Source organism: Pseudomonas sp. 30_B (assembly GCF_017491605.1).
In the GTDB taxonomy this organism is placed as follows: domain Bacteria; phylum Pseudomonadota; class Gammaproteobacteria; order Pseudomonadales; family Pseudomonadaceae; genus Pseudomonas.
Genome location: NZ_JAFGYY010000010.1, coordinates 56,799 through 82,186 on the forward strand (window position 1 = coordinate 56,799; position 25,388 = coordinate 82,186).

The window sequence follows — 25,388 nt, forward strand, 5'->3', positions numbered from 1 at the left end:
TAAGGAACGCTTTCGGAATTCACCGCATGGATCGCCTGAAGTCCTCCTTTGCCACCTATCTCGGACTTGGCGGCCTGCTCTGTGTTCTGCTGCTGGCCAGTGCCTGGCTCGGCCATGAGCTGGCCAGCAGCGAGCGGCAACGGGTTCGCGAACGCCTGAGCTACCAGGCGCGCGCCCTCGCCCACCAGCTGGAAGCCAACCTGCACGAACAGGTTCAGGGCCTGAACCTGCTGGCGCAGATCTGGACCCACCACGGGCGCATCCCGCGCTCGGAGTGGGAGCTCAATGCGCGCTTCTACATCGACAACTTCCCCGGCTACCAGTCGATCCAGTGGGCCGATGCGGGCCTGCGCATCCGCTGGGTGGAGCCTCTGGAAGGCAACGAGGTGGCGCTGAACTACTGGCTGTCGCCGATGAGCCCCGGCTACGCCACTGCGATCGCCGCCCGCGACACCGGAAAGCCAGGCTTGAGCGACAGCATCGAGCTGCTCCAGGGCGGGCGCGGCTTCGTGCTCTACACACCGGTCTACCTGCGCGGCGCAGACGGTACGCGGATATTCGACGGTTTCATGGAAGGCATCTTCCGTGTCGGCAACCTGATGGACCATCTGCTGAAGCAGGCCGACGACCAGTTGTTCAGCGTGCGCCTGCTGGAACATGGCCAGCCGCTCTATACCCGCGACCAGCCGGACAGCCGGGCCGAGGACACCCTGCGCCTGCCGTTGCAGCTGCTGAACAATCGCAATTTCGAGCTGGAGCTCAGCCCCAGCGCGACGCTGGTGCAGTCGCTCTCCACACCGTTGCCGACGGTTGTCTTCTGCGCTGCCGTGACCATCAGCCTGCTGCTGGTCGCCGCCCTCGCCCTGGCGCGGGACAACGCCCGCCGCGCCACCGCGCTGAGCGCCAGCAACCGCCTGCTCAACCTGGAAGCCGAGCAGCGCCAGGCCATCGAGGGCCACCTGCTCGACAGCCGCGAGCGCCTGCAACTGGTCCTGGACCTCACCGACTCCAGCCGCGACGCCCTGTTCATCTTCGACCTGCAGACCCGCGAGCTGCTGCACATGAATCGCGCCACCTACAGCAGTCTGGGCTACAGCGCCGAGGACTTTCGCCAGCTGCTGCGCGACGACCCGGAACGGCTGATCCCCGGCTTCTTCGCCTGGCTGCAGCTGGTGCAGCAGGCCAACCGGCTGAACCTGGCGATGATCTTCCAGCGCGAGATGCAGCGCCGTGACGGCAGCCTGCAGGCGGCGGAAATCAATACCCAGCTGGCCCGCCAGGGCGAACGCGAGTACCTGATCGCCGTGGCCCGCGACAATGGCGAACGCCTGCAACTGGAAGCCCAGTTGCAGAAGCAGTCGCAGCAGGACGGCCTCACCGGCCTGTTCAACCGTCGCTACTTCGACCGCCAGCTGCAGAGCGAATGGCGCCGCCTGCGCCGCTCCGATTCACCGCTGGCGATCCTGATGCTCGACGTCGACCACTTCAAACTGTTCAACGACTGCCTCGGCCACCTGGCCGGCGACGACGCCCTGCGCCGGGTCGCCGGGGCCCTGCGCGGCTGTCTGCAGCGCGAAGGCGATGCGGCCTGCCGCTACGGTGGCGAGGAGTTCGTGATCATCCTCGCCGATACCAGCCTGAATGGGGCGACCCATGTGGCCGCGCGGGTGCACCAGCACATCGCCGAACTGGCCATCGCCCACCCGGCGACAGAGCTGGGGCGACTGACCATCAGCATCGGCGTGGCCATTGCCAAGCCTGGTCAGGACAGCGAGCCGGACCAATTGATCGCCCAGGCGGACCAGGCGCTGTATGCGGCGAAGCGCAAGGGACGGAACCAGACGTGCGTGTGGCCGGTGGAGTGAGGATGGCGTTTGTGTAGGAGCGAGCTTGCTCGCGAACAAGCTGTCCGACAGCTCCGGAGTCAAGCGGGTTCGCGAGCAAGCTCGCTCCTACGAAGAGCAGCCCCTACGCCATCTGCCCGATGGTCCGGCGGAAGCGCCAGAGGGCGCAGAAGAAGAACGCCGCACCGATCCCGACGATGGCCAGCAGCTGCGGCCAGACGATGGACAGGTCCGCGCCGCGGTAGAGAATCGCCTGCGCCAGGCTGACGAAGTGGGTGGTCGGCGCCGCCAGCATGATGTGCTGCACCAGCTCCGGCATGCTCTCGCGCGGCGTGGTGCCGCCGGAGAGGATCTGCAGCGGCATCAGCGTGAGGATCACCAGCAGCCCCAGCTGCGGCATCGAGCGCGCCACGGTGCCGAGGAAGATGCCCATGGACGTGGTGGCGAACAGGTGCAACGCCGCGCCCAGCAGGAACAGCCCCACCGAGCCGCTGATCGGCACGTCCAGCCAGCCGCGCACCACCAGTTGCAGCGAGATCGCCGCCGCCACCAGCACGACGGTGCCCATGGACCAGACCTTGGCCATCATGATCTCGAAGGCGGTCAGCGGCATCACCAGCAGGTGTTCCACCGTGCCGTGCTCGCGCTCGCGGATCAGCGCGGCGCCGGTGAGGATGATCGACAGCATGGTGATCTGGTTGATCACCTCCATCACCGCGCCGAACCAGGCCTGGGTCAGGTTCGGGTTGAACTCCATGCGCACCGCCAGCTCCGCCGGCATCGCCGCTTCGGCGCGGTAGCGGCTGACGAACTCGCGCACCTCGGTGCCGACGATGTTCTGGATGTAGCCGGCGCCGGAGAAGGCCTGGCCGGTCTGCGTCGCATCGACGTTGACCTGGATCGCCGGCTGCCGCCCGGCCAGCACATCGCGCTGGAAGTCCGGCGGAATGTCCAGGGTGAAGGTGTACAGGCCGACGTCCATGCCGCGGTCCATCTGTGCGTGGCCGATCATTTCCGGCACCCGGAAATACGGCGGCTGGAAGGCGTTGACGATGCGCGAGGAGAGCTGCGACTGGTCCTCGTCGACGATGGCGATCGGCGCGTGGTGCAGGGTTTCCGGCACGCCGGTGGCCGAGCTGTAGACGCCCAGGGTGAAGGCCCAGGCGATCAGGATCAGCATCGCGTAGTCGCGGCCCAGGCTGCGGAATTCCTTGATGCCGAGGTTGAAGATGTTCGCCAGCGTGTTCATCTCAGACCTCCTGCTTCTTCAGGCAGGCCACGCTGAGCAACGTCAGCACCACCACCATCGCCAGCAACGGCAGGTAGTAGACCCACAGGTCGGCAAAACCCAGCGCCTTGGAGAAGGCGCCACGGCTGACGATGAGGAAATGCGAGGTCGGGTAGAGCTGGCCGATCACCGCCGCCGCACCTTCCAGCGAGGACACCGGGTGGATCAGCCCGGAGAACTGGATCGCCGGGATCATGGTGGCGATGGCGGTGCCGAACACCGCGGCGATCTGGCTCTTCATGAAGGTCGAGAGCAGCAGGCCGAGGCCGGTGCTGGTCACCACGTAGAGGAACGCGCCGACCAGCAGCGCCAGGAAGCTGCCCTTGAGCGGCACCTGGAACAGCAGCACGGCCATCGCCAGCATCAGCACGAAGTTGATCATGCCCATGCCGATGTAGGGCAACTGCTTGCCGAGCAGGAACTCCAGGCGCGTGACCGGGGTGACGTAGAGGTTGGTGATCGAGCCCAGCTCCTTCTCGCGCACCACGCCCAGGGCGGTGAGCATCGCCGGGATCATGATCAGCAGCAGCGGAATCACCGCCGGCACCATGGCCTTGAGGCTCTCCACGTCCGGGTTGTAGCGGAAGCGCACTTCGGTGCTGGCCGCCGCGCTGGCGGCGGCGTTGCCGTTTTGCCGCGCGAGGTCGGCCAGGTAGCTGGCGTGCAGCCCCTGCACATAGCCGAGCACGGTGTTGGCCCGGGTCGGCATGGCGCCGTCGATCCATACGCCGATGGCCGGGTCGGCGCCGCGCTTCAGGTCGCGGCCAAAGTTAGGCGGTATCTCCACGGCCAGGCTGATGTCGCCGCTGCGCAGGCGCCGTTCCAGTTCCTCGGGGTTCTGGATCGGCGCCTTCTCGATGAAATAGCGCGAGCCGGAGATGTTCAGCGCATAGGCCTGGCTGGTGGTGGTCTGGTCGCGGTCGAGCACCGCGTAGGTGAGGTCCTCGACATCCATGTTGATGCCGTAGCCGATGATGAACATCAGCAGCGCGGTGCCCAGCAGCGCCAGGGTCAGGCGGATCGGGTCGCGGCGCAGCTCCATGGCCTCGCGGCGCGCGTAGCTGAACAGGCGCAGCCAGCTGAAGCGGTCGCTGCCCTGGTAGCGGGTGGGCGCGGCAGGCTGCTCGGGGGCGGGAGTGGCGTCGGGCACCGGCGCGCTGCCGGCGGCCTCTTCCAGATAGGCGATGAAGGTGGCTTCCAGGGTCGGCAGGCCGCGCTTGTCGATCAGCCCCTGCGGGGTGTCGCTGTCGAGCACCTTGCCGGCGTGCATCAGCGAGATGCGGTCGCAGCGCTCGGCCTCGTTCATGAAGTGGGTGGAGATGAAGATGGTCACGCCGTCGTTGCGCGACAGCTCCACCATCAGCTCCCAGAAGCCGTCGCGGGCCACCGGGTCGACGCCCGAGGTGGGCTCGTCGAGGATCAGGATTTCCGGCTTGTGGATCACCGCCACGGCCAGCGACAGGCGCTGGCGGATGCCCAGCGGCAGGCTGTCGGGCAGCTCGTTGCTCACCTTGCCCAAATCGAAACGTTCGAGCATTTCCTGCACGCGAGGCGCGATCTGCTCGTGCGGGAGGTGAAACAGCTTCGCGTGCAGTTCGAGGTTCTGCAGCACCGTCAGCTCGGCGTACAGCGAGAAGGCTTGGGACATGTAGCCGACGCGCCGGCGCGTGGCCATGTCGTTGGCGTTTACCGGCTGGCCGAACAGCGCGCAGGTCCCTTCGCTGGCCGGCAGCAGGCCGGTGAGCATCTTCATGGTAGTGGACTTGCCGCAGCCGTTGGAGCCGAGGAAGCCGAAGATTTCCCCGCGCTCGATGCGGAAGCTGACGCGGTCCACCGCGACGAAATCGCCGAAGCGGCAGGTCAGTCCCTCGGCCTCGATGGCGATCTGCGGCGCGCCTTCATTCTGCGCGCGCGGCGGAATCACCAGCTTGTGGTGCCCGGCGCGCTTGCTCTCGGGCAGCAGCGCGATGAAGGCCTCTTCGAGATTCTGCGTGCCGGTGTGCTCGCGCAGTTCGGCGGGCGTGCCGGTGGCGAGCACCTTGCCCTCGTCCATCGCCACCAGGTGGTCGAAGCGCTCGGCCTCCTCCATGTAGGCAGTGGCCACCAGCACGCTCATGCCTTCGCGGCCGGCGCGGATGCGCGCGATCAATTCCCAGAACTGGTTGCGCGACAGCGGGTCGACGCCGGTGGTGGGCTCGTCGAGGATCAGCAGGTCGGGATCGTGGATCAGCGCGCAGCACAGTCCGAGCTTCTGTTTCATGCCGCCGGAGAGCTTGCCCGCCGGGCGCTCGGCGAAGGGCGCAAGCCCCGTGCTGTGCAGCAGGTCGGCGATGCGCCGCTCGCGCTCGGCCTTGTCGTGGCCGAACAGGCGGCCGAAGAAATCGACGTTCTCGAACACCGAGAGCGTCGGGTAGAGGTTCTTGCCCAGGCCCTGGGGCATGTAGGCGATGCGCGGGCACACGGCGCGGCGGTGGCGGGCGTCGCGCATGTCGCCGCCGAGCACCTGGATCTCGCCGTCCTGCATCTTCCGCGCGCCGGCCAGCAGCGCCAGCAGGCTGGACTTGCCGACGCCGTCCGGGCCGATCAGGCCGACCATGCGGTTGGCCGGGATTTCCAGGGTGACGTCGTCCACTGCGCGGGTCTGCCCATAGCGCAGCGAGACGCCAGCCAGACGGGCCACGCAGTCGGCGGCGTTCATTGCGGGACCTTGATCTGCAGCTGCGCCGGCCATTCAACCTGCGGATCGAGGCGCAGGTAGGCCATGCCCGGTACGCCGGTCTTCACGTAGGTGATGTACTTCGCCAGCAGGCCCGGATCGAGGCGCGCCTTGACGCGGAACATCAGCTTCTCGCGCTCGTTGGCGGTCTCCACGGTCTTGGGCGTGAACTGCGCCACGCTGGCCACGTAGGACACTTTCGCCGGGATCACGTACTGCGGCACGGCATCGATCACCAGGTGCACTTCCTGGCCCAGTTCGACCTTGCCGGCCTGGCCCGAGGGCAGGAAGAAGGTCATGTAGACGTCGGCCAGGTCGACCATGTTGAGCAGCTTGCCGCCGGCCGCCAGCACTTCGCCCGGCTGCGCCACGCGGTACTGTACGCGGCCGTTGCGCGGTGCCTTGAGCAGGCTGTCGTCGATGTCCGCCTGCAGGCGCACGGTGCTCGCGGTGGCGGCCTCGATGGCCGACTGCGCCTCGATCACCTGGGAACGCGCGGCAGCGATGCCAGCCTGGGCCGAGACCACTTGCGAGCGCGATGCGGCCAGCGCGGCCTGGGCGCTCTGCATCACCGCGCGGTCGTCATCCAGTTGCTGCTGCGGCAGGGCATTGCGTTTGACCAACTGCTCGGTGCGGCTGAAGCGCTTCTGCGCGGCGGTCAGTTCCGCCTGGCGTTGCGCGACCACGGCTTCGGCGGTGGATTTCTCGCTGGTGCGCTGGGCCACCAGGGATTCGGCGGTGAGCTGGGCGTTCTGCGCCCGCCGCACCTCCGCCTGGGCCTGGGCGAGCTGGGCCTGGAGCACCTGGGTGTCCATCTTCGCCACCACGTCGCCGGCTTTCACGAAGTCGCCTTCGTCCACCAGGATTTCCGCCACGCGGCCGGGCAGCTTGGTGGCCACGTCGACTTCGGTGGCCTCGATGCGTCCATTGCCGCTGGCGAAGCCTTCGGGGAGGCCGGTCGGCTTGAAGGTCTGCCAGGCCAGCGCGGCGAGCACGGCAGCCACCACCACGATCAGTCCGCGGGTGCGCCAGCTTTTTGCGATTCCTGTCATCCGATGATCCTCGTCTGCTGCGCTCTGATTCGAGCGAATCATGAAGGGATCATCGGTGATCGGTGGCGAATGGGGCTTGATGCAAGTCAGGCGTGACTAGGAAATTTCCTACACGCCAGATGTGGCGGGGGCCTGAGCCCCGCGATCAGGGCTGGACGATGAGGTTGTTGAAGAGGACCTCGTCCACCAGCGGCTTCCCCTCTTCCTGCTGCAGCACGTCCTGCACCTGCTTGAGGGCCTCCTGGCGCAGCTTCTCCTTGCCCTCGACGCTGCCGAGGGAGTCGTCGGTCTGCTGGGCGAACAGCATCACCAGCTGGTTGCGAATCAGCGGCTCGTGGTGCTCGACCTTCTCCGAGGCCTCCTTGCCGGTGACCTTCAGCGCGATGTCGGCCTTGAAGTACTTCAGCTTCGGGCCGCTGCCGTAGTTGCCCACCAGCGCCGGGGTGAGGTCGATGAACACGGGCTTGTTGGCGTCTTCCGCCTTGCCCTCTTCGGACTCGGAGGCCATGACGAAGGGGCTGAAGGAAAGGACCAGCAACAGGGCGAGGAAAGCTCTCAAGGCGGTGTCTCCGGATTCGATGGTCCAAAGGATAGCCACACTCGCGCCGCCGCCCAAGCTATATCGGGGCATAAGCCGGGACCATGGTGATTTGCCCCCTCGGCGCGCACTCCTACACTGCGCCGATACCCAGAGTGGAGTACTCCGCATGAAAGCCGTGCTGTGCAAAGCCTTCGGCCCCGCCGAAACCCTGGTGCTGGAAGACATCGCCAGCCCCGAGCCGAAGAAGAACGAAGTCCTGCTGCAGGTGCACGCCGCCGGGGTGAACTTCCCCGATACGCTGATCATCGAGGGCAAGTACCAGTTCAAGCCGCCCTTCCCGTTCTCGCCGGGTGGCGAAGCCGCCGGCGTGATCGCGACGGTGGGCGAAAAGGTCAGCCACGTGAAGCCCGGCGACCGGGTGATGGCGCTGACCGGCTGGGGCAGCTTCGCCGAGGAAGTGGCGGTGCCTGGCTACAACGTGATGCCGATCCCCGACGGCATGGACTTCGCCAGTGCCGCCGCCTTCGGCATGACCTACGGCACCTCCATGCACGCGCTCAAGCAGCGCGCCAACCTGCAGCCGGGCGAGACCCTGCTGGTACTCGGCGCCTCCGGCGGCGTCGGCCTGGCGGCGGTGGAGATCGGCAAGGCCATGGGCGCGAAAGTCATCGCCGCCGCCAGCAGCGACGCCAAGCTGGAAGTGGCGAAAGCCGCCGGCGCCGACGTGCTGATCAACTACAGCGAAGGCAGCCTGAAGGACCAGCTCAAGGCCATTACCGGCGGCCAGGGCGTGGACGTGATCTACGACCCGGTGGGCGGCGACCTGTTCGAGGAGGCCTTCCGCTCCATCGCCTGGAACGGCCGCATGCTGGTGGTGGGCTTTGCCAGCGGCACCATCCCGTCACTGCCGGCCAACCTCACCCTGCTCAAGGGCGCGTCGCTGGTCGGCGTGTTCTGGGGCTCCTTCGCCCAGCGCCAGCCGCAGGACAATGCGGCGAATTTCCAGCAGTTGTTCACCTGGTTCGCCGAGGGCAGGATCAAGCCGCTGGTGTCGCAGACCTATCCGCTGGAGAAGGCAGCGGATGCGATCAATCACCTGGGCCAGCGCAAGGCGGTGGGCAAGGTGGTGGTGACCGTTCGCTGATTGCCTCCCGCGACACGAAAAAGCCCCGCTGATGCGGGGCTTTTTCATTCCAGTGCGCTCCTACAGGGGCGATCCGGCGTTGAGCGGTTCGCGAGCAAGCTCGCTCCTACGAAGAGCACCATCGCCTCGGCTTTGGCTTTTAGAAGGCTTCCAGAGAAATGTCCGCGCACGCCGAGTGCCCCGTTCAGGAGGCCTCGTTGAAGCGGAGTTTCAGGGGTTGAGCGGCATGGATGCCGCGAGAGCGTTGTCGGGCCAGGGATGGCCCGTCAACGCGTGCCCCTGAAACTTCGCTTCAACGAGGGTATTTTTCGCCTAGGCGAAAAACCGGATGTCCGGGGCAAGACCTTTGCCTTCTTTGGGTCGTTTGCCAAAGAAGGTCGCCCGAGGGGGCGAAACAGGATGCTCGCGCGTACACCGAAGCGGCGCAGAAATACTCAACTAGAAGCAAGAGCATCGCGGACGAAGTCCGCTCCTACGAAAGCGCAAACGCCGAAGCCCCCTGTAGGAGCGCGCCATGCGCGCGATCGCGGGCATGGCCCGCTCCTACAAGGGGGTACCGGTGTTGGGCGCAGTATCAGGAATACAGCCCCTTGAACTGCTCGCGCAGCACGTTCTTCTGCACCTTGCCCATCACGTTGCGCGGCAGCGCGTCGACCACCATCACCCGCTTGGGCTGCTTGAAGCGCGCCAGCTTGCCGTCCAGGGCGGCGAGTACCTGCGCCTCGGTCGGCGCCTCGCCCTTGCTGGCCACCAGCACGGCGGTCACGCCCTCGCCGAAGTCCGGGTGCGGCACGCCGATCACCGCCGACTCAGCCACGCCCGGCAGGGTGTCGAGGATCTCTTCCAGCTCCTTCGGATACACGTTGAAGCCGCCGCTGATGATCATGTCCTTGTTGCGGCCGACGATCTGCACGTAGCCACGCTCGTCGACGAAACCGATGTCGCCGGTCATGAAGTAGCCGTCCGCGCGCAGCTCCTCGGCGGTCTTCTCCGGCATCCGCCAGTAGCCCTGGAACACGTTCGGCCCGCGCACTTCGATCATCCCCGGTTCGCCCTGGGGCAGCAGCGTCGGCTCGGCCTTGGCCGGATCGGTGATGCGCAGTTCGACGCCCGGCAGCGGAAAACCGACGGTACCGGCGATGCGCTCGCCGTCCAGCGGGTTGGAGGTGTTCATGCCGGTCTCGGTCATGCCGTAGCGTTCGAGGATGGCCATGCCGGTACGCTCGGAGAAGGCCTTGTGGGTCTCGGCGGTGAGCGGCGCGGAACCGGAGATGAACAGGCGCATGTGCGCCACCGCCTCGCGGGTCAGGCCCGGCTGGTCGAGCAGGCGGGTGTAGAAGGTCGGCACGCCCATCAGCAGGTTCACCAGCGGCAGTAGCTTGAGCATCTGCGCAGCGTCGAACTTGCTCAGGAAGAGCATCGAGCCGCCGGCCATCAGCAGGCTGTTGCAGGCGACGAACAGGCCGTGGATGTGGAAGATCGGCAACGCATGGAGCAGCCAGTCGTCCGCGCTGATCTTCCAGTAATCCACCAGCGCGCGGGCATTGGAGACCAGGTTGCCGTGGCTGATCATCGCACCCTTGGAGCGCCCGGTGGTGCCGGAGGTGTAGAGGATCGCGGCGAGATCGGAGGCGGCGCGCTCGACGTCGGCGAAGCGCCCCGGCTTGCCCTGCACCCGCTCCATCAGCGAGCCGTTGCCGGCGTCGCCCAGGGTCTCCACGTGGGCCACGCCGCTGACCTTCGCCAGCTCGCGGGCCTGGGCCTCGAAGGTCGGGGCGCAGACGAACAGCGACGGCTCGGCGTCGTCGAGGAAGTAGCGCAGCTCCTCCCCGGTGTAGCCGCTGTTGAGCGGCAGGTAGACCGCGCCGACGCGCAATACGGCGAGGTAGAGCATCACCGTCTCGGGGCTCTTGTCGACCTGCACGGCGACGCGGTCGCCCGGCTGCACGCCGAGCTCCACCAGCGCGTGGGCGAACTGCGAGGTGCTGCGCAGCATGTCGGCGTAGCTGTAGCCGCCGCCGTCCGGGGTGCGGATGAAGGGCTTGGAAAGGTCGCTGGGCAGGTGTTTGCCGACTTCGGCGAAAAGACTCTGGTTCATGTGCGGGTCCTAGCGTTTCGTTTTCGCTGACAGGGTGGCCAGTTTGCGAACCTCGGGAGAGGCCGTGACAGCGCCCTGGTTGGCGTAGGCTTCGTGGTTCTTTTCGATCTGACGCAGTTCGTAGCGGTAATTGACCATCAGCCCGGCGGCCTGGCGCAGACCACTGGCGGAGAGGTCGCCGCGCCAGTTCAGGCGCTCCAGGCGGGCGCCGTTGCCCAGGTGGAAGCGCGCCACCGGGTCCAGCGGCAGGCCGCCGCCGTTCCTGGCGTGCAGGAAGTATTCAGCGGCCAGCGCCAGCAACGGCTGTTCCGTGCGCGGCGGTGGCGCTGCGTCGGGCTTGAGCGCCTTGAGCAGCTCGGCGGCGGCCGCGCCCAGTTGCGGGTCGTCGCCCAGGCTGTCGAGCCAGCGGCGGAAGCCGGGCACCGGCGACAGGGTGACGAACTGGCGCAGGCCGGGTATCTCCCGCGCCAGTTCCTCCACCACCTGCTTGATCAGGAAGTTGCCGAAGGAGATGCCACGCAGGCCGTCCTGGCAGTTGCTGATGGAATAGAACACCGCGGTGTCCGGCTCCTCCGCCGGATGCGCTTCTGGCTTGGCCTCAAGAATGTCGGCGATTGCACCGGGCATTGCGCGGGTCAGCGCCACCTCGACGAAGATCAGCGGCTCGTCGGCCAGGGCCGGGTGGAAGAAGGCGAAGCAGCGGCGGTCGGCCGGCTGCAGGCGGCTGCGCAGGTCGTCCCAGTCCTTGATGGCGTGGACGGCTTCGTACTTGATGATCTTTTCCAGGATCGACGCCGGCGTCGACCAGTCGATCCGACGCAATACCAGAAAGCCCCGATTGAACCAGGACGCCAGCAGGTGCTGCAGGTCGTGGTCGACCGCCGCGAGCTCCGGCCTGGCCTTGAGCTCCTGCAGCAGCAGGCGGCGCATGGCGATCAGTTCGGCGGTGCCGCCGGGGGCCTGGTTGAGGCGGCGGAACAGTTCCTGGCGCGGCGGTTCGCTGGCCTGGAACAGCGCCGTGGTGTTGGCCGACGACGGATCGTCGAGGTAGCGCTGGCAGGCTTGCGCCAGTGCGTCATGGGGCGGCGCGAAGTCCTTCAGCAGGATGTCGAAGAAGGCTTTCTGCTGGTCCTGCGGGCAATCCCGGTAGGCGCACAGCACCTGCTGCGCCAGGGCGACGCCCGAGGCTTCGCCGTGACTGGAAACCAGCTTGTGGCAAGCCTGCGCCAGCGCCTGGGCATTGCCCGGCGCCGGCTCGCGCGATTCCAGCAGCTGCCGGCCGCGCTCGGTGATGCTTTGAAGCAGTTCCTGGAAGAAGCTGATATTCATGCGTCCCCCTCACGTGTGGCTAAGTGGGTCAGTCGCCCTTCAACAGCGGCGGCGGGCAGCGCTGGTACCAGCGCGAGGCCTGCTCGTAGGCATGAGCCAGTTGCAGCACGGCCATGTCGGCCTGGTGCCTGCCGATGATCTGCAGGCCCATGGGCAGGCCCTGTTCATTGAAGCCGACCGGGACGTTGATCACCGGGCAACCGGACAGGGTGCCGGGGATCACCACCTCCATCCAGCGGTGGTAGGTGTCCATGGACTTGCCGGCAATTTCCTTCGGCCAGTCCCAGGTCTTGTCGAACGGGAACACCTGGGCGCTGGGCAGCAGCAGGTAATCGTAGCGCTCGAACAACTGGCTGATGGCGCGGTACCAGTCGCTGCGCGCGGCGGAGGCGCGGAACACCTCGACGGCCGAGAGCTTCAGGCCGTTCTCGATCTCCCAGATCGCCTCGGGCTTGAGCAGCTCGCGCTTGGCCGGGTCGGCGTAGGTCGCGCCCAGGGAGCCGGCGACCATCCAGTGACGTAGGGTGCGCCAGGTATCCCACAGGCGTTCGGCGGAGAAGCCCATGGCGGTGTCTTCGACGTGGCAGCCGATGGCTTCGAAGTCGGCGAAGGCCTTGCGGCACAGCTCCAGCACGCCGCGTTCCATCGGCAGATGGCCGCCGAGGTCGCCCAGCCAGCCCAGGCGCGCGCCCTTGAAGTCGCGCTCCAGGCTGCCGGCGAACTGCTCGCCGGATTCGGCGATGGACAGCGGCGCGCGGGCATCGAAGCCGGCCTGCACCGACAGCAGCAGCGCCACGTCACGCACGCTGCGGCCCATGGGGCCTTCGTAGCCGAGCTGGTCGATGAACAGGTCGGCGCTGTCGTCGAAGGGCACGCGGCCCTGGGACGGACGGAAGCCGACGATGTTGTTGAAGGCCGCCGGGTTGCGCAGCGAGCCCATCATGTCGCTGCCGTCGGCCACCGGGACCATCTGCAGCGCCAGGGCCGCCGCCGCGCCGCCGCTGCTGCCGCCGGCGGTGCGGTCCGGCGCGTAGGCGCAGCCGGTGGCACCGAAGATCGGGTTGTAGCTGTGCGAGCCGAGGCCGAATTCCGGGGTGTTGGTCTTGCCGATGATGATCGCGCCGGCCGCCTTGATGCGCTCGACCATGATGCCGTCGCGCTCGGGCAGGTAATCGCGGTACAGCGGCGAGCCGAGGGTGGTGCGGATGCCCTTGGTCAGCGAGAGGTCCTTCACCGCGTGGGGTAGACCGTGCATCCAGCCACGGTACTCGCCACGGGCCAGTTCGGCGTCGCGCTGGTCGGCCTCGGCGAGCAGGGTTTCGCTAGGCTGCTGGCTGATGATGGCGTTGACCGCCGGGTTGTAGCGCTCGATCTGCGCCAGGTGCGCCTGCATCACTTCGCGGCAGGACACCTGGCGCAGGCGGATACGCTCGGCCAGTTCGTGGGCCTGGAGCTGGACGATTTCGTTGTGCGGGTTCTGGCTCATACGGCGTTGCCTTGCGTTCTACTGGATCCCTGCGTTCGCAGGGATGACGGATCACGGACAGTGCGGGCGCCAGGCATGCCGACGCTCAGGGAAAGACAGCGCTGCGCTCATTCGCAGCGCGTCTCGTCGGGGCGAGCGGTGCCCTGGCGCCTGGAAGCACCACGCTCACCACTCCCCGTCTCCCCCGCGAACGCGGGGGTCCAGCTAACGCACTCAGCGCATCAGGTTGGTCCAGACACGGTCGGCCAGGCGGATCGCGCCTTCGCCGCAGGTCTGGCTGAACACCACCTTGGTGCCTTCGGGGATATGCAGCTCAGGCGCATCCTTCAGGCCGGCATCGAGGAAGGGTTCCACGCCCTTGATCGGGCTCTGGTGCTTGAGGAAGTTCTGGGTCATCGCCGAGTTCTCGGGCTTGCTGAGGAAGGCGATGAACTTCTTGGCGCTGTCCGGGTGCTTGGCGCCGGCCGGGATCACCAGGTTGTCCACCCAGGCGGTCACGCCTTCTTTCGGGTAGAGGTACTTCAGGCTCGGCTTCATCTCACGCGCGCGCATCGACGAGCCGCCCCAGAACATCGACATGTCGACTTCGCCCGAGGCCAGGTTCTCGCGGATCGAGCCCGCCTTGGAGCTGTAGGTCTTCACGAAGGGCTTCTGGTTCTTCAGCAGGGTCAGTACCTGCTGCATCTGCTTGGGGTCCTCGCTGCACAGCGGGATGCCCAGGTAGAGGCTGGCGGTGTCGATCACGTCGCTGGAGGAGTCCAGCATGTTGATCTTGCCCTGCAGCTCCTTGGGCGGGGTGAACAGCACCGAGTAGCTGTCCATCGGGCCGCTGTACTTGGCGGTGTCCAGCACCACGCTGGTGGTGCCCCAGATGAAGGGCACCGAGTAGGCGCCTTCCGGGTCCCAGGTGGGCTTCTTCAGGTTGTCCACGAGGTTGGCGTAGTACGGCTGGCTGACGGGATCGAAGCGTTCCAGCAGCTTCTCCTTCACCAGGATCGGGATGAACTGGTGCGAGGGGATGGCCACGTCGTAGCCGGTGCCGCCTTGCTTGAGCTTGGCCAGCAGGGTCTCGTTGGAGTCGTAGGAATCCACGGTCACCTTGATGCCGGTTTCCTTCTCGAACTTCTCCAGGATCTGCGGCGTGAAGTAGCCGCTCCAGCTGACGACGTTCAGTTGTTCGGCGGCGTGCACCTGGGCCACCAGGCCCAGTGTCAGGGTGGCGCCTACAGCAGCGATCAGTTTGCTCATCTTATTCTCCGGAAGTGGCTCAGGCTTTCTTCTTGCCAAGCAGGAAGGACAACGTTACGAACAGCACGGAAACACCGAGGATCAGGGTCGACACCGCGTTCACATCGGGCGTCACGCCCATGCGCAGCAGGCCGAAGATGAAGATCGGCAACGTAGTGGTACCGGCCTGGGAGACCATCATCGAGATCACGAAGTTATCCAGCGAGACGATGAAGGCCAGCATCATTCCGGAGACGATCCCCGGGGTCAGCAGCGGCAGGGTGACCTTGCGGAAGGTCCGCCAGGGACCGGCATAGAGGTCGGCGGCGGCCTGTTCCAGGGACAGGTCCATGTCGTTCAGCCGGGCGCGGATCGGCAGGTAGGCAAACGGGATGCAGAACACCGTGTGGGCGATGATCAGGTTGCCGTAGCCCAGCGACAGGCCGAGGGTGGAGAACAGCGCCAGGGTGGCGACGCCGACCACGATCTCCGGCAGCACCAGCGGCAGCATGATCGCCCCCATGGACAGGCGCAGGCCCTTGAACTTGGCGCCACGCGAGGTGCCCAGCGCGGCCAGGGTGGCGATCGCGGTGGAGATCACACAGGCGCACACGGCGATCAGCAGGCTGTTGCCGGCGGCCTGGCGCAGCGCCTGGTTGGCGAAGGCGCTGCGATACCAGTCGAGGCTGAAGCCGGTCCACACGGTGGCGGACTGGTTGGCGTTGAACGAGAGCACCACCAGCACCACGATGGGCGCATAGAGGTAGATATAGAACAGCAGGCTCAGGGCGCCGAAGCCACGGAAATCCTGCACGCCCAGACGGCGCTTGCTCAGCAGCGACAGCATCATTCACCTCCCCGGGCAATGCGCAGGCGCTCGGCGCGCATCGCGTAGAACATCAGCACCAGCATCACCGCGGCCATCAGCACCAGCGACAGCGCCGCGCCGAAGGGCCAGTTACGGCCATCGCTGAACTGCCGGAAGATCAGGTTGCCGAGCATCATCTTGGTGCCGCCGCCGAGCAGCTCGGGGGCGATCATCGCGCCCAGGCAGGGCACGAAGGTGAGGATGGCGCCGGCCAGGATGCCCGGACGGGCGATCGGCAGGACCACCTTGCGCAGGGTGCGAATGCGCCCGGCGTAGAGGTCCTGGGCGGCTTCGAGCAGGCGCATGTCCATCTTCTCGAGGGTTGCGTAGATCGGCAGCACCACGAAGGGCGCGTAGGTGTAGACCAGGCCCAGCAGCACGGCGCCGTCGGTGTAGAGCAGGTCCAGCGGCTGGTGGATGATGCCGAGGCTCATCAGCGTGCCGTTGATCACGCCGGTGCCACGCAGCAGCAGGATCCAGGCGTAGGTACGGATCAGCAGGTTGGCCCAGAACGGCACGGTGATCAGGAAGATCAGCAGGCCACGGCGGTGCGCCGGCTGCATCGCCAGCCATACCGCCACCGGGAAGCCCACCAGCAGGGTGATGAAGGTGGTCGCGGCGGCGATGCCGATGGAGCGCAGGGCGATCACCATGTAGGAGTCGGCGAAGGCCAGGCTGTCGTCGAGCTGGCGCTCGAACAGCAGCGAGACGTAGGCGTCGGTGCTGAAGTGCGGATTGACGCCGCCATAGGGATTGGCCTGCATCAGCGAATAGCCGATCACGATGAAGATCGGCACGATCAGGAACAGCCCGATGGAGGCCAGCGCGGGCGATACGCCGAGGAAGCTCCTCAGCGCCTTGCGCCGCTCCAGCGCGCCGCCGGTGGTGGATATCTGGTTCATGCTCACCCCCGCTCAGTCCAGCAGGACACTGGCGCTGCCGGTTTCGAACAGCAGCCCGGCGCGTTGCCCGGCCACCAGGCGCTGACGCTGGCCGGCGCTGTTGGGCGCGCGGACCGTCAGGCGGGTGCCGTCGGCCAGGCTGACCTGGTACTGCAGGTCGGTGCCCAGGTAGATCTGCTGGGCGATGCTGCAGGGCGTGGCAGACGGGTTGTCCTCGGCCACCAGTTGCAGGCGCTCCGGGCGGATCGACAGGGTGACTTCGGCGCCGGCCTTGAGGCCCTCGCGACTGGCCGCCTGGATCAGCTGACCACCGGGGATACGGAACTGCGCACAGTCGCCGGCGATGCTCTCGACCCGTGCCGGGAGGAAGTTGGTCTCACCGATGAAGTCGGCGACGAAGCGGTTGCGCGGATGCTCGTAGATTTCGTCCGGGCAGCCGACCTGCTGCACCTCGCCCTCGGAGAGCACGGCGATGCGGTCGGACATGGTCAGGGCTTCTTCCTGGTCATGGGTGACGAAGATGAAGGTGATGCCGGTCTTGGACTGGATCGCCTTGAGCTCTTCGCGCATGGCCTGGCGCAGCTTGAGGTCGAGGGCGGAGAGCGGCTCGTCGAGCAGCAGCACCTTGGGGTGCGGCGCCAGGGCGCGGGCCAGGGCGACGCGCTGTTGCTGACCGCCGGAGAGCTGGGTCGGCTTGCGCTGGGCGAAGCGTTCCATCTGCACCAGGGCGAGCATCTCGCGGACGCGCTCGGCGACTTCCGCCTTGCTCATGCGCTTGCCCATCGGGTGCGATTCCAGGCCGAAGGCCAGGTTCTCGGCAATGGTCATGTGCGGGAACAGGGCGTAGTGCTGGAACACGGTGTTCACCGGACGCTCGAACGGCGGGCGGTCGGCGATGTTCTCGCCGTACAGCCGGATTTCCCCGGCGGTGGGGAACTCGAAGCCGGCGATCATCCGCAGCAGAGTGGTCTTGCCGCAGCCCGAAGGACCGAGCAGGGTGAAGAACTCGTTGTCGCGGATGTCCAGGTCGACGCATTTGAGCGCGACGGGACCGCTGGCCGGGTCGCCGTAGACCTTGCGTACGGAGCGGATCGAGACCGCCGCCGTCTGCAGGCTGTGCAGGGCATTCATGGTGAAACCTCCGCATCCTTCCCGTCCGCCGCACGCTGGCGGTCGGGGGATCTTGTAGTTGTTCTGGCAGGACTAGAGAAACGCTGGAAGCAGCGCCGGCCGTATGCTCGGCCCTGAAAATCGTGGTGCTCCTGAAGCGGATATTCGAAGAAAGGCAGTTGAGCGAAAAGCTCAATTTTCTTACAGTCGGTATTAAAAAAACTAACAGCCACCACCGAGGCCATGTCCATGTCGATCCAGCGCCTTCCGCCGCTCAATGCCGTCCGCGCCTTCGAGGCCGCCGCCCGGCTGGGCAGCTATGTCGCGGCCTCCCGGGACCTGCACGTCACGCAGCCGGCCATCGGCCGCCATGTGAAGCTGCTGGAGGACTGGCTGGGCGTGCAGCTGTTCGAACGCACCCCACGCGGGGTCAGCCTGACGCCGGCCGGGCAGCGCTACTACGCGAAGATATCCACAGCCCTGCAGCAGATCGCCGACGCCGGCCACGAGCTGGCTCCCGGCGGCTCGGCGCGCTGGCTGAAGATCATGGCGGTGCCGGCCTTCACCAAGCGCTGGCTGATGTCGCGTCTGGAAACCCTGCGCCAGCAGCGGCCGGGCCTGAAGGTCGCCGTGGAGCCCAACCCCACCTTCACCGAGGTGGACGGCAAGAGCGCGGACCTGGGCATCGTCTACGGGCTGCCGGGCATCTACCCGCAATGCCACGCGACGCTGATCCGTCCGGCGGTGTTCCCGGTGTGTTCACCCTCGTACCTGGCCGAACACGGCCCGCTGAGCAGCGCCCGCGACCTGGCGCAACATGCACTGATCCACGTGGACGACGGCGAATGGTGGAACCTCTGGCTGTCCACCATCGGACTGGACCTGCGGGTGAGCCCGGAAGTGCTCTACGTCAGCAACGACCACGCGCTGTCCATGGCCGAGGCCGGCCACGGCATCGCCCTGGCCAACCTGGTGCTGGTGAAGCACCAACTCGCCGCCGGCACCTTGGTGCGGCCACTGACCGAGGAAGTGCCGCTGGAGAGCTACCAGTTGCTGCTGCCGCCGGGGCCGGTCAGTGCCGACGTGGCGTGGTTCGAGGAGTGGATTCGGGCGGCGTTGCAGGAAGAGTTTTCCAGCGGGTCTCCGTTTAACTGAGTCGCGAGGCGCTACGCATCCAGGGCGTGACCCTGTAGGAGCGAGCTTGCTCGCGAACAAGCCCCGCAGCGGGGGCCGGGTTCGCGAGCAAGAACTAGGCGTCCCCCTCGATCCTACAAAAGCCCCCTTAGGCTCAGCCCCGCGGCGCGTAGGCGAACACGTCGGCGCGCATCTGATGCGGGTCCATGCCCGCCGCCACCAACGCATCCAGAGTGCCATAGACCATCGCCGGCGAACCGCTGGCGTAGACGCGCAGGCCGGAGAGGTCGGCGAAGTCTTCGCACACCGCTTCATGCAGCAGGCCACAGCGCCCCGCCCAACCGCACAGGTCGCTGACGATCTTGTGCAGGTACAGGTTGGGCACGCCCTGCCACTGCTCCCAGTGCGGCAGCTCGTAGAAGTCTTCCGGACGACGCACACCCCAGTACAGGTGCACCGGATGGCTAAAGCCGGCGGCGCGGCAGTATTCGATCAGGCTGTGCATCTGCGCCATGCCGGTGCCGGCGGCGATCAGCACCAGCGGGCCGTCGGGCAGGTCGGCCAGGTGCGCGTCGCCGAAGGGCATCTGCACACGGGCGAAACGGTCGCGCTGCAACTGCGCCAGCAGGTCGATGGCGCTGTTCTCGCGGGCCAGGATGTGCAGCTCCAGGTCGCGTCCTTCCTGCGGCGCGGAGGCCATGGAGAAGGCCGCCGGATCGCTGCCCTCGCGCTCGATCAGCAGGTACTGCCCGGCGTGATAACGCGGCGGCTTGCCGGCCGGCGCGCGCAGGCGCACCCGCCAGACGTCGCCGCCCACCGGCTCGCAGAGGGTCAGCTGGCAGGCCAGAGAGCGCACCGGCAGCTCGCCGGGGGCGAGCACGCCGTCCCAGTGCAGCACGCAGTCTTCCAGCGGCTCGGCCAGGCAGGTGAAGAGTTCGCCGTGGTCGCGCACCTCGCCATCCTGGCGCACGCGCCCCTCCACCAGCAGCGCCGCGCAGATGTGGCAGTTGCCGTTGCGGCAGCTCTGCGGGCACTCGTAGCCCAGGCGCCGCGCACCGTCGAGGATACGTTCGCCGGGCTTCAGCTCAAGCTGGGCGCCGGAGGGTTGCAAGGTCACTTTCAAGCGTTGTTCTCGTTATTTTGATTTCGTCGGAGCAACTGACTGTCTCTTGATACTCCGTGCCAGCACTTTCCCCTCACCCCAACCCTCTCCCTCAGGGAGAGGGGGCTAGACCGTGCCGGCTGACACATGACTTCATCCTGCACCGAACGGTCCCCTCTCCCGCTTGCGGGAGAGGGTTAGGGTGAGGGCTCTTGATCTCGCCTGTTCGCGAGCAAGCTCGCTCCTACAAGGTTACCTGCGCCTCAATCGATGCCCAGGCTCGCCCAGATTTCGTCGACGCGGCGGGTCACCGCCGGGTCCTTCTCGATCACCCTGCCCCACTCGCGGCTGGTCTCGCCCGGCCACTTGTGGGTGGCGTCCAGGCCCATCTTCGAGCCCAGGCCCGAGATCGGCGAGGCGAAGTCCAGGTAGTCGATCGGCGTGTTGTCGATCATCACCGTGTCGCGCTTGGGGTCCATGCGCGTAGTGATGGCCCAGATCACGTCATTCCAGTCGCGGGCGTTGATGTCGTCGTCGGTGACGATAACGAACTTGGTGTACATGAACTGTCGCAGGAACGACCACACACCCAGCATGACGCGCTTGGCGTGGCCGGGATACTGCTTCTTCATGGTCACCACCGCCATGCGGTAGGAGCAGCCCTCGGGCGGCAGGTAGAAGTCGGTGATCTCGGGGAACTGCTTCTGCAGGATCGGCACGAAGACTTCGTTCAGCGCCACGCCGAGGATCGCCGGTTCATCCGGCGGGCGGCCGGTGTAGGTGCTGTGGTAGATCGGTTTCTGCCGGCGGGTGATGCGCTCGACGGTGAACACCGGGAAGCGGTCCACCTCGTTGTAGTAGCCGGTATGGTCGCCGTACGGACCTTCGTCGGCCATCTCGCCGGGATGGATCACCCCTTCGAGGACGATTTCGGCGCTGGCCGGCACCTGCAGGTCGCTGCCGATGCACTTCACCAGCTCGGTCTTGTGCCCGCGCAGCAGGCCGGCGAAGGCGTATTCGGAGAGGGTGTCCGGCACCGGGGTCACGGCGCCGAGGATGGTCGCCGGGTCCGCGCCCAGGGCCACGGCCACCGGGTAGGGTTTGCCTGGGTGCTTCTGGCACCACTCGCGGTAGTCCAGCGCGCCGCCGCGGTGGCTGAGCCAGCGCATGATGACCTTGTTGCGGCCGATCACCTGCTGGCGATAGATGCCCAGGTTCTGCCGTTCCTTGTTCGGCCCGCGGGTGACGGTCAGGCCCCAGGTGATCAGCGGCGCAACGTCGCCGGGCCAGCAGGTCTGCACCGGCAGCTTCGACAGGTCGACGTCGTCGCCCTCCTCGATCACTTCCTGGCAGGGCGCGTCCTTGAGGACCTTGGGCGCCATGCTGATGACCTTCTTGAAGATCGGCAGCTTGGACCAGGCATCCTTCAGCCCCTTGGGCGGCTCGGGCTCCTTGAGGAAGGCCAGCAGCTTGCCAATCTCGCGCAGCTCGGAGACGTCCTCGGCGCCCATGCCCAGGGCCACGCGCTCGGGCGTGCCGAACAGGTTGCCGAGCACTGGGGTGTCATAGCCGGTGGGCTTTTCGAACAGCAGGGCCGGGCCCTTGGCGCGCAGGGTGCGGTCGCACACCTCGGTCATTTCCAGCACGGGGGAAACCGGCGCCTGGATGCGCTTGAGCTGTCCACGCTGCTCCAGGGCGGCGATGAACTCGCGCAGGTCGCGATACTGCATGAGGAATCTCGATGCGAAGGTGAAGATGCGACAGTTTAGCCGCTAACAACGCTTCGCAGAAACACGAAGGCCGGGTTTCCCCGGCCTCGTTGTACTCAGAAGCACATAGCGTCGCTGACAAATCCGAGCGAAGCGGTTCTGGCCAGGCGCCTGGCCGCAGACAGTACATCTCGTACGGCAAGGCCAGGCAACAACGCCAGAACGGATTTGTCGGCGGCGCTTACTTGCTGCGCTTCATCGAGTCGAAGAACTCATCGTTCGTCTTGGTCTGCTTGAGCTTGTCGAGCAGGAATTCGACCGCGGCGATCTCGTCCATCGGATGGAGGATCTTGCGCAGGATCCACATACGCTGCAGCTCTTCCTCACCGGTGAGCAGCTCTTCGCGACGGGTGCCGGAGCGATTGATGTTGATCGCCGGGAACACGCGCTTTTCCGAGATGCGACGGTCGAGGATGAGCTCCGAGTTACCGGTGCCCTTGAATTCCTCGTAGATCACTTCGTCCATCTTCGAGCCGGTTTCGATCAGCGCGGTGGCGAGGATGGTCAGCGAACCGCCTTCCTCGATGTTGCGCGCGGCGCCGAAGAAGCGCTTGGGCTTTTCCAGGGCGTGGGCGTCGACACCGCCGGTGAGCACCTTGCCGGAGCTGGGGATCACGGTGTTGTAGGCACGGGCCAGACGGGTGATGGAGTCGAGCAGGATGATCACGTCCTTCTTGTGCTCGACCAGGCGCTTGGCCTTCTCGATCACCATCTCGGCGACCTGCACGTGGCGGGTCGGCGGCTCGTCGAAGGTGGAGGCGACCACTTCGCCGCGCACGGTGCGCTGCATCTCGGTCACTTCTTCCGGGCGCTCGTCGATCAGCAGGACGATCAGGTGGCACTCGGGGTTGTTGCGGGTGATATTCGCCGCGATGTTCTGCAACATGATGGTCTTGCCCGCTTTCGGCGGTGCGACGATCAGGCCGCGCTGGCCCTTGCCGATCGGGGCGCAGAGGTCGATCACCCGGCCGGTGAGGTCCTCGGTGGAGCCGTTGCCGGCTTCCATGGTCAGGCGCTTGTTCGGGAACAGCGGGGTCAGGTTCTCGAACAGGATCTTGTTCTTCGCGTTTTCCGGGCGGTCGAAGTTGATCGTGTCGACCTTGAGCAGCGCGAAGTAACGCTCGCCTTCCTTCGGCGGACGAATCTTGCCGATGATGGTATCGCCGGTGCGCAGGTTGAAGCGCCGGATCTGGCTGGGCGAGACGTAGATGTCGTCGGGGCCGGCCAGGTACGAGGAATCGGCGGAGCGCAGGAAGCCGAAGCCGTCCTGCAGAATCTCCAGCACGCCGTCGCCGGAGATTTCCTCACCGCTTTTCGCGTGCTTCTTCAGCAGCGCGAAGATGATGTCCTGTTTGCGCGAACGAGCCATGTTTTCCAGGCCCATGGCATCGGACATTTCCAGCAATTCGGCAATCGGCTTTTGCTTGAGTTCGGTCAGATTCATAGAAGGGGACGTAAATACGCTGAAAGGGGAAAAGGGAACAAGCGTGATGCTTGAAGAGCCGTGCCGCAGATGACGGACAGGATCGCTTGGAATTCGAATAGGAAGTGCGTCGGCGACGGCTTGCAGGGAACAACGTAAATCAACGTTGTGCGCCCGAATTTAACACCCGGGTTTCGGAGCGTCTAGGGAAAAATAGCGGTAAAAAGAAAAAAGCCCCGCTGATTTGCGGGGCTTTTCATGCAGGCTTCGACTCAGATGTTGCTGTCGAGGAAAGCTGCCAGCTGGGACTTGGACAGTGCGCCAACCTTGGTCGCTTCGACGTTGCCGCCCTTGAACAGCATCAGGGTCGGGATACCGCGCACGCCGTACTTCGGCGGGGTGTCCTGGTTCTCGTCGATGTTCAGCTTGCAGACTTTCAGCTTGCCCTGATAGTCCTTGGCGATCTCGTCGAGTACCGGGGCGATCATCTTGCACGGGCCGCACCATTCGGCCCAATAGTCGACCAGCACGGGACCGTCGGACTTCAGTACGTCCTGCTCGAAGCTGGCATCGGTAACATTGACGATATGTTCGCTCATGTATTCTCTCCGTCAATCGGATGCGAAAAAGTGTCCGTCATCATATCCCGCCTCGGCCCGCACCGAAAGGCACAGCTGATTGAGTCTATCTATCGCTGATGCGGCATTCGCTGATCGGTGACACCCTCTTCATTGGCACTCCTTGCCTAAAATGGCAGGATGTCTCCTGTATTCGTCCGGACCTTCAAACATGCCCTATACCCCAGCCAAGACCTTTCCCTTGATCGCGGCCATCGACCTCGGCTCGAACAGTTTCCACATGGTTTTGGCGAAGGCCGATCACGGCGAGATACGCATCCTTGAGCGGCTGGGCGAGAAGGTCCAGCTGGCCGCCGGCATCGGCGAAGACCGCATGCTCACCGCCGAATCCATGCAGCGCGGCTTCGATTGCCTGAAGCAGTTCGCCCAGTTCATCAGCGGCATGCCGCCGGGCTCGGTACGCGTGGTCGGCACCAACGCCCTGCGCGAGGCGCGCAACCGCACCGACTTCATCCGCGTCGCCGACCAGATCCTCGGCCACCCCGTGGAAGTCATCTCCGGCCGTGAAGAAGCGCGCCTGATCTACCTGGGCGTGTCCCACACCCTGCCGGACACCGCCGGTCGCCGCCTGGTCGTGGACATCGGCGGCGGCAGCACCGAGTTCATCATTGGCCAGCGTTTCGAATCGCAACTGCGCGAGAGCCTGCAGATGGGCTGCGTGAGCTTCACCCAGCGCTACTTCAAGGACGGCAAGATCACCCCTGCGCGCTACGCCCAGGCCTACACCTCGGCGCGCCTGGAACTGATGAGCATCGAGAACAGCCTGCGCCGCCTGGGCTGGGACGAGGCGGTGGGCGCCTCCGGCACCATCCGCGCCATCTGCCTGTCGATCCAGGCCGGCGGCCACGGCAACGGCGAGATCAACCCCGAGGGCCTGGCCTGGCTCAAGCGCAAGATGTTCAAGGCGGGCGAAGTCGAGAAGCTCGACATCGACGGCATCAAGCCCGACCGCCGACCGATCTTCCCGGCCGGTCTGGCGATCCTCGAGGCGCTGTTCGACGCCCTCGAACTGAGCCGCATGGACCACTCAGAAGGCGCCCTGCGCGAAGGCGTGCTCTACGACCTGCTCGGCCGCCATCACCACGAGGACGTCCGCGAACGCACCATCAGCGCGCTCATGGAGCGCTATCACGTCGACCCGGAGCAGGCCGCGCGCGTCGAGGCCAAGGCCCTGGCATCCCTGGATCAGGTCGCCGAGGCCTGGGACCTGAACGACGAGGGCCATCGCGAACTGCTGATGTGGGCCGCCCGCGTCCACGAACTGGGCCTGGACATCGCCCATTATCATTACCACAAGCACGGCGCCTACCTGCTCGAACACTCGGACCTGGCCGGCTTCTCCCGCGTCGACCAGCAGACCCTGGCGCTGCTGGTGCGCGGCCATCGCCGCAACATCCCGGCGGACAAGTTCAACGAACTGGGCGACGAAGGCGACAAGCTGATCCGCCTGTGCATCGTGCTGCGCTTCGCCATCCTCTTCCACCACATCCGTGGCACCCAGGAAATGCCGGCGGTGGCCCTGAAGGCCTCCGGCAAGTCGCTGGACGTGCGCTTCCCGGACGGCTGGCTGGCGGCCAACCCGCTGACCCAGGCGGACTTCGAGCAGGAAGCCGAGTGGCTCAAGCGCGTGGGGTATTCGATCAGCGTGAGCTGATCACCCCCAGGCAAGATAGAAGGCCCCGGTGTGCAAGCGCCGGGGCCTTCTGGTTTCCGGAGG

At 66.1% G+C, this 25,388-nt stretch carries 19 protein-coding genes; 4 read left to right on the forward strand and 15 right to left on the reverse strand.

Annotated elements, in window-relative coordinates:
• Positions 1–26: 26 nt before the first annotated feature.
• A complete protein-coding gene (locus J5M67_RS12995; RefSeq protein WP_207885744.1) occupies positions 27–1,865 on the forward strand; it encodes a diguanylate cyclase in 1,839 nt (612 codons plus the stop codon).
• Positions 1,866–1,968: 103 nt separating this feature from the next.
• Here J5M67_RS12995 and J5M67_RS13000 read toward each other — a convergent pair whose 3' ends face one another.
• The 4 genes from J5M67_RS13000 to J5M67_RS13015 all read right to left on the reverse strand — a co-directional run bounded on the left by J5M67_RS13000 (position 1,969) and on the right by J5M67_RS13015 (position 7,408).
• A complete protein-coding gene (locus tag J5M67_RS13000) occupies positions 1,969–3,093 on the reverse strand; it encodes an ABC transporter permease (protein ID WP_207885745.1) in 1,125 nt (374 codons plus the stop codon).
• A gap of 1 nt (position 3,094) precedes the next feature.
• On the reverse strand, positions 3,095–5,830 hold the full coding sequence (gene rbbA / locus J5M67_RS13005; RefSeq protein ID WP_207885746.1) for a ribosome-associated ATPase/putative transporter RbbA: 2,736 nt from the start codon (positions 5,828–5,830) through the stop codon (positions 3,095–3,097).
• Positions 5,827–6,900, reverse strand: coding sequence for an HlyD family secretion protein (locus J5M67_RS13010; RefSeq protein WP_207885747.1), 1,074 nt, complete (start codon positions 6,898–6,900; stop codon positions 5,827–5,829). Before J5M67_RS13010 ends, rbbA begins: the two co-directional genes overlap by 4 nt.
• Positions 6,901–7,045: 145 nt before the next feature.
• A complete protein-coding gene (locus tag J5M67_RS13015; RefSeq protein WP_243434655.1) occupies positions 7,046–7,408 on the reverse strand; it encodes a flagellar basal body-associated protein FliL in 363 nt (120 codons plus the stop codon).
• A gap of 199 nt (positions 7,409–7,607) precedes the next feature.
• On the opposite strand from J5M67_RS13015, the gene J5M67_RS13020 reads away from it, so the two are divergent.
• Positions 7,608–8,585 (forward strand): NADPH:quinone oxidoreductase family protein, encoded by a 978-nt coding sequence (locus J5M67_RS13020; protein WP_207885749.1) that lies wholly within the window; start codon positions 7,608–7,610, stop codon positions 8,583–8,585.
• Positions 8,586–9,159: 574 nt separating this feature from the next.
• On the opposite strand, the gene J5M67_RS13025 is transcribed toward J5M67_RS13020, so the two are convergent.
• The 7 genes from J5M67_RS13025 to J5M67_RS13055 all read right to left on the reverse strand — a co-directional run bounded on the left by J5M67_RS13025 (position 9,160) and on the right by J5M67_RS13055 (position 17,626).
• Entirely contained in the window at positions 9,160–10,683 is a 1,524-nt protein-coding gene (locus J5M67_RS13025) for a malonyl-CoA synthase (protein ID WP_207885750.1), read from the reverse strand.
• 9 nt (positions 10,684–10,692) lie between these two features.
• On the reverse strand, positions 10,693–12,012 hold the full coding sequence (locus tag J5M67_RS13030; protein WP_207885751.1) for a malonyl-CoA decarboxylase: 1,320 nt from the start codon (positions 12,010–12,012) through the stop codon (positions 10,693–10,695).
• 28 nt (positions 12,013–12,040) lie between these two features.
• The gene (locus J5M67_RS13035) at positions 12,041–13,498 is read right to left on the reverse strand and encodes an amidase (RefSeq protein WP_207885752.1); all 1,458 of its coding nucleotides are present in this window, start codon (positions 13,496–13,498) and stop codon (positions 12,041–12,043) included.
• Between the two features lie 213 nt (positions 13,499–13,711).
• On the reverse strand, positions 13,712–14,746 hold the full coding sequence (locus J5M67_RS13040) for an extracellular solute-binding protein (RefSeq protein WP_207885753.1): 1,035 nt from the start codon (positions 14,744–14,746) through the stop codon (positions 13,712–13,714).
• Between the two features lie 19 nt (positions 14,747–14,765).
• Positions 14,766–15,572, reverse strand: a complete 807-nt coding sequence (locus J5M67_RS13045; RefSeq protein WP_207885754.1) for an ABC transporter permease — start codon at positions 15,570–15,572, stop codon at positions 14,766–14,768.
• Positions 15,572–16,495 carry an ABC transporter permease gene (locus tag J5M67_RS13050; protein WP_207885755.1) on the reverse strand — a complete coding sequence of 308 codons (924 nt, stop codon included), beginning with the start codon at positions 16,493–16,495 and terminating at the stop codon, positions 15,572–15,574. The genes J5M67_RS13045 and J5M67_RS13050 overlap by 1 nt, the downstream gene beginning before the upstream one ends.
• Before the next feature lie 12 nt (positions 16,496–16,507).
• Complete coding sequence (locus J5M67_RS13055) at positions 16,508–17,626, reverse strand: ABC transporter ATP-binding protein (RefSeq protein ID WP_207885756.1); 1,119 nt, start codon at positions 17,624–17,626, stop codon at positions 16,508–16,510.
• Positions 17,627–17,854: 228 nt separating this feature from the next.
• Between J5M67_RS13055 and J5M67_RS13060 the strand changes: the two genes are divergently transcribed.
• Entirely contained in the window at positions 17,855–18,760 is a 906-nt protein-coding gene (locus J5M67_RS13060) for a LysR substrate-binding domain-containing protein (RefSeq protein ID WP_207885757.1), read from the forward strand.
• 133 nt (positions 18,761–18,893) lie between these two features.
• Here J5M67_RS13060 and J5M67_RS13065 read toward each other — a convergent pair whose 3' ends face one another.
• From J5M67_RS13065 to trxA, 4 genes are all read right to left on the reverse strand, one after another.
• Positions 18,894–19,862 carry a CDP-6-deoxy-delta-3,4-glucoseen reductase gene (locus J5M67_RS13065; protein ID WP_207885758.1) on the reverse strand — a complete coding sequence of 323 codons (969 nt, stop codon included), beginning with the start codon at positions 19,860–19,862 and terminating at the stop codon, positions 18,894–18,896.
• A gap of 242 nt (positions 19,863–20,104) precedes the next feature.
• Entirely contained in the window at positions 20,105–21,571 is a 1,467-nt protein-coding gene (ubiD, locus tag J5M67_RS13070) for a 4-hydroxy-3-polyprenylbenzoate decarboxylase (RefSeq protein ID WP_207885759.1), read from the reverse strand.
• Positions 21,572–21,791: 220 nt separating this feature from the next.
• Positions 21,792–23,054 carry a transcription termination factor Rho gene (gene rho, locus J5M67_RS13075; protein WP_207885760.1) on the reverse strand — a complete coding sequence of 421 codons (1,263 nt, stop codon included), beginning with the start codon at positions 23,052–23,054 and terminating at the stop codon, positions 21,792–21,794.
• 251 nt (positions 23,055–23,305) lie between these two features.
• Entirely contained in the window at positions 23,306–23,632 is a 327-nt protein-coding gene (trxA, locus tag J5M67_RS13080) for a thioredoxin TrxA (RefSeq protein WP_015475045.1), read from the reverse strand.
• 190 nt (positions 23,633–23,822) lie between these two features.
• Between trxA and ppx the strand changes: the two genes are divergently transcribed.
• Positions 23,823–25,325 (forward strand): exopolyphosphatase, encoded by a 1,503-nt coding sequence (gene ppx, locus J5M67_RS13085; protein WP_207885761.1) that lies wholly within the window; start codon positions 23,823–23,825, stop codon positions 25,323–25,325.
• Positions 25,326–25,388: the final 63 nt, after the last annotated feature.

Bases quoted from the DNA above. Each gene is read 5' to 3' on its own strand.
- J5M67_RS12995 (WP_207885744.1), top strand. From the start codon at position 27: ATGGATCGCCTGAAGTCCTCCTTTGCCACCTATCTCGGACTTGGCGGC.
- J5M67_RS13000 (WP_207885745.1), bottom strand. From the start codon at position 3,093: ATGAACACGCTGGCGAACATCTTCAACCTCGGCATCAAGGAATTCCGC.
- rbbA (WP_207885746.1), bottom strand. From the start codon at position 5,830: ATGAACGCCGCCGACTGCGTGGCCCGTCTGGCTGGCGTCTCGCTGCGC.
- J5M67_RS13010 (WP_207885747.1), bottom strand. From the start codon at position 6,900: ATGACAGGAATCGCAAAAAGCTGGCGCACCCGCGGACTGATCGTGGTG.
- J5M67_RS13015 (WP_243434655.1), bottom strand. From the start codon at position 7,408: ATGGCCTCCGAGTCCGAAGAGGGCAAGGCGGAAGACGCCAACAAGCCC.
- J5M67_RS13020 (WP_207885749.1), top strand. From the start codon at position 7,608: ATGAAAGCCGTGCTGTGCAAAGCCTTCGGCCCCGCCGAAACCCTGGTG.
- J5M67_RS13025 (WP_207885750.1), bottom strand. From the start codon at position 10,683: ATGAACCAGAGTCTTTTCGCCGAAGTCGGCAAACACCTGCCCAGCGAC.
- J5M67_RS13030 (WP_207885751.1), bottom strand. From the start codon at position 12,012: ATGAATATCAGCTTCTTCCAGGAACTGCTTCAAAGCATCACCGAGCGC.
- J5M67_RS13035 (WP_207885752.1), bottom strand. From the start codon at position 13,498: ATGAGCCAGAACCCGCACAACGAAATCGTCCAGCTCCAGGCCCACGAA.
- J5M67_RS13040 (WP_207885753.1), bottom strand. From the start codon at position 14,746: ATGAGCAAACTGATCGCTGCTGTAGGCGCCACCCTGACACTGGGCCTG.
- J5M67_RS13045 (WP_207885754.1), bottom strand. From the start codon at position 15,572: ATGCTGTCGCTGCTGAGCAAGCGCCGTCTGGGCGTGCAGGATTTCCGT.
- J5M67_RS13050 (WP_207885755.1), bottom strand. From the start codon at position 16,495: ATGAACCAGATATCCACCACCGGCGGCGCGCTGGAGCGGCGCAAGGCG.
- J5M67_RS13055 (WP_207885756.1), bottom strand. From the start codon at position 17,626: ATGAATGCCCTGCACAGCCTGCAGACGGCGGCGGTCTCGATCCGCTCC.
- J5M67_RS13060 (WP_207885757.1), top strand. From the start codon at position 17,855: ATGTCGATCCAGCGCCTTCCGCCGCTCAATGCCGTCCGCGCCTTCGAG.
- ubiD (WP_207885759.1), bottom strand. From the start codon at position 21,571: ATGCAGTATCGCGACCTGCGCGAGTTCATCGCCGCCCTGGAGCAGCGT.
- rho (WP_207885760.1), bottom strand. From the start codon at position 23,054: ATGAATCTGACCGAACTCAAGCAAAAGCCGATTGCCGAATTGCTGGAA.
- trxA (WP_015475045.1), bottom strand. From the start codon at position 23,632: ATGAGCGAACATATCGTCAATGTTACCGATGCCAGCTTCGAGCAGGAC.
- ppx (WP_207885761.1), top strand. From the start codon at position 23,823: ATGCCCTATACCCCAGCCAAGACCTTTCCCTTGATCGCGGCCATCGAC.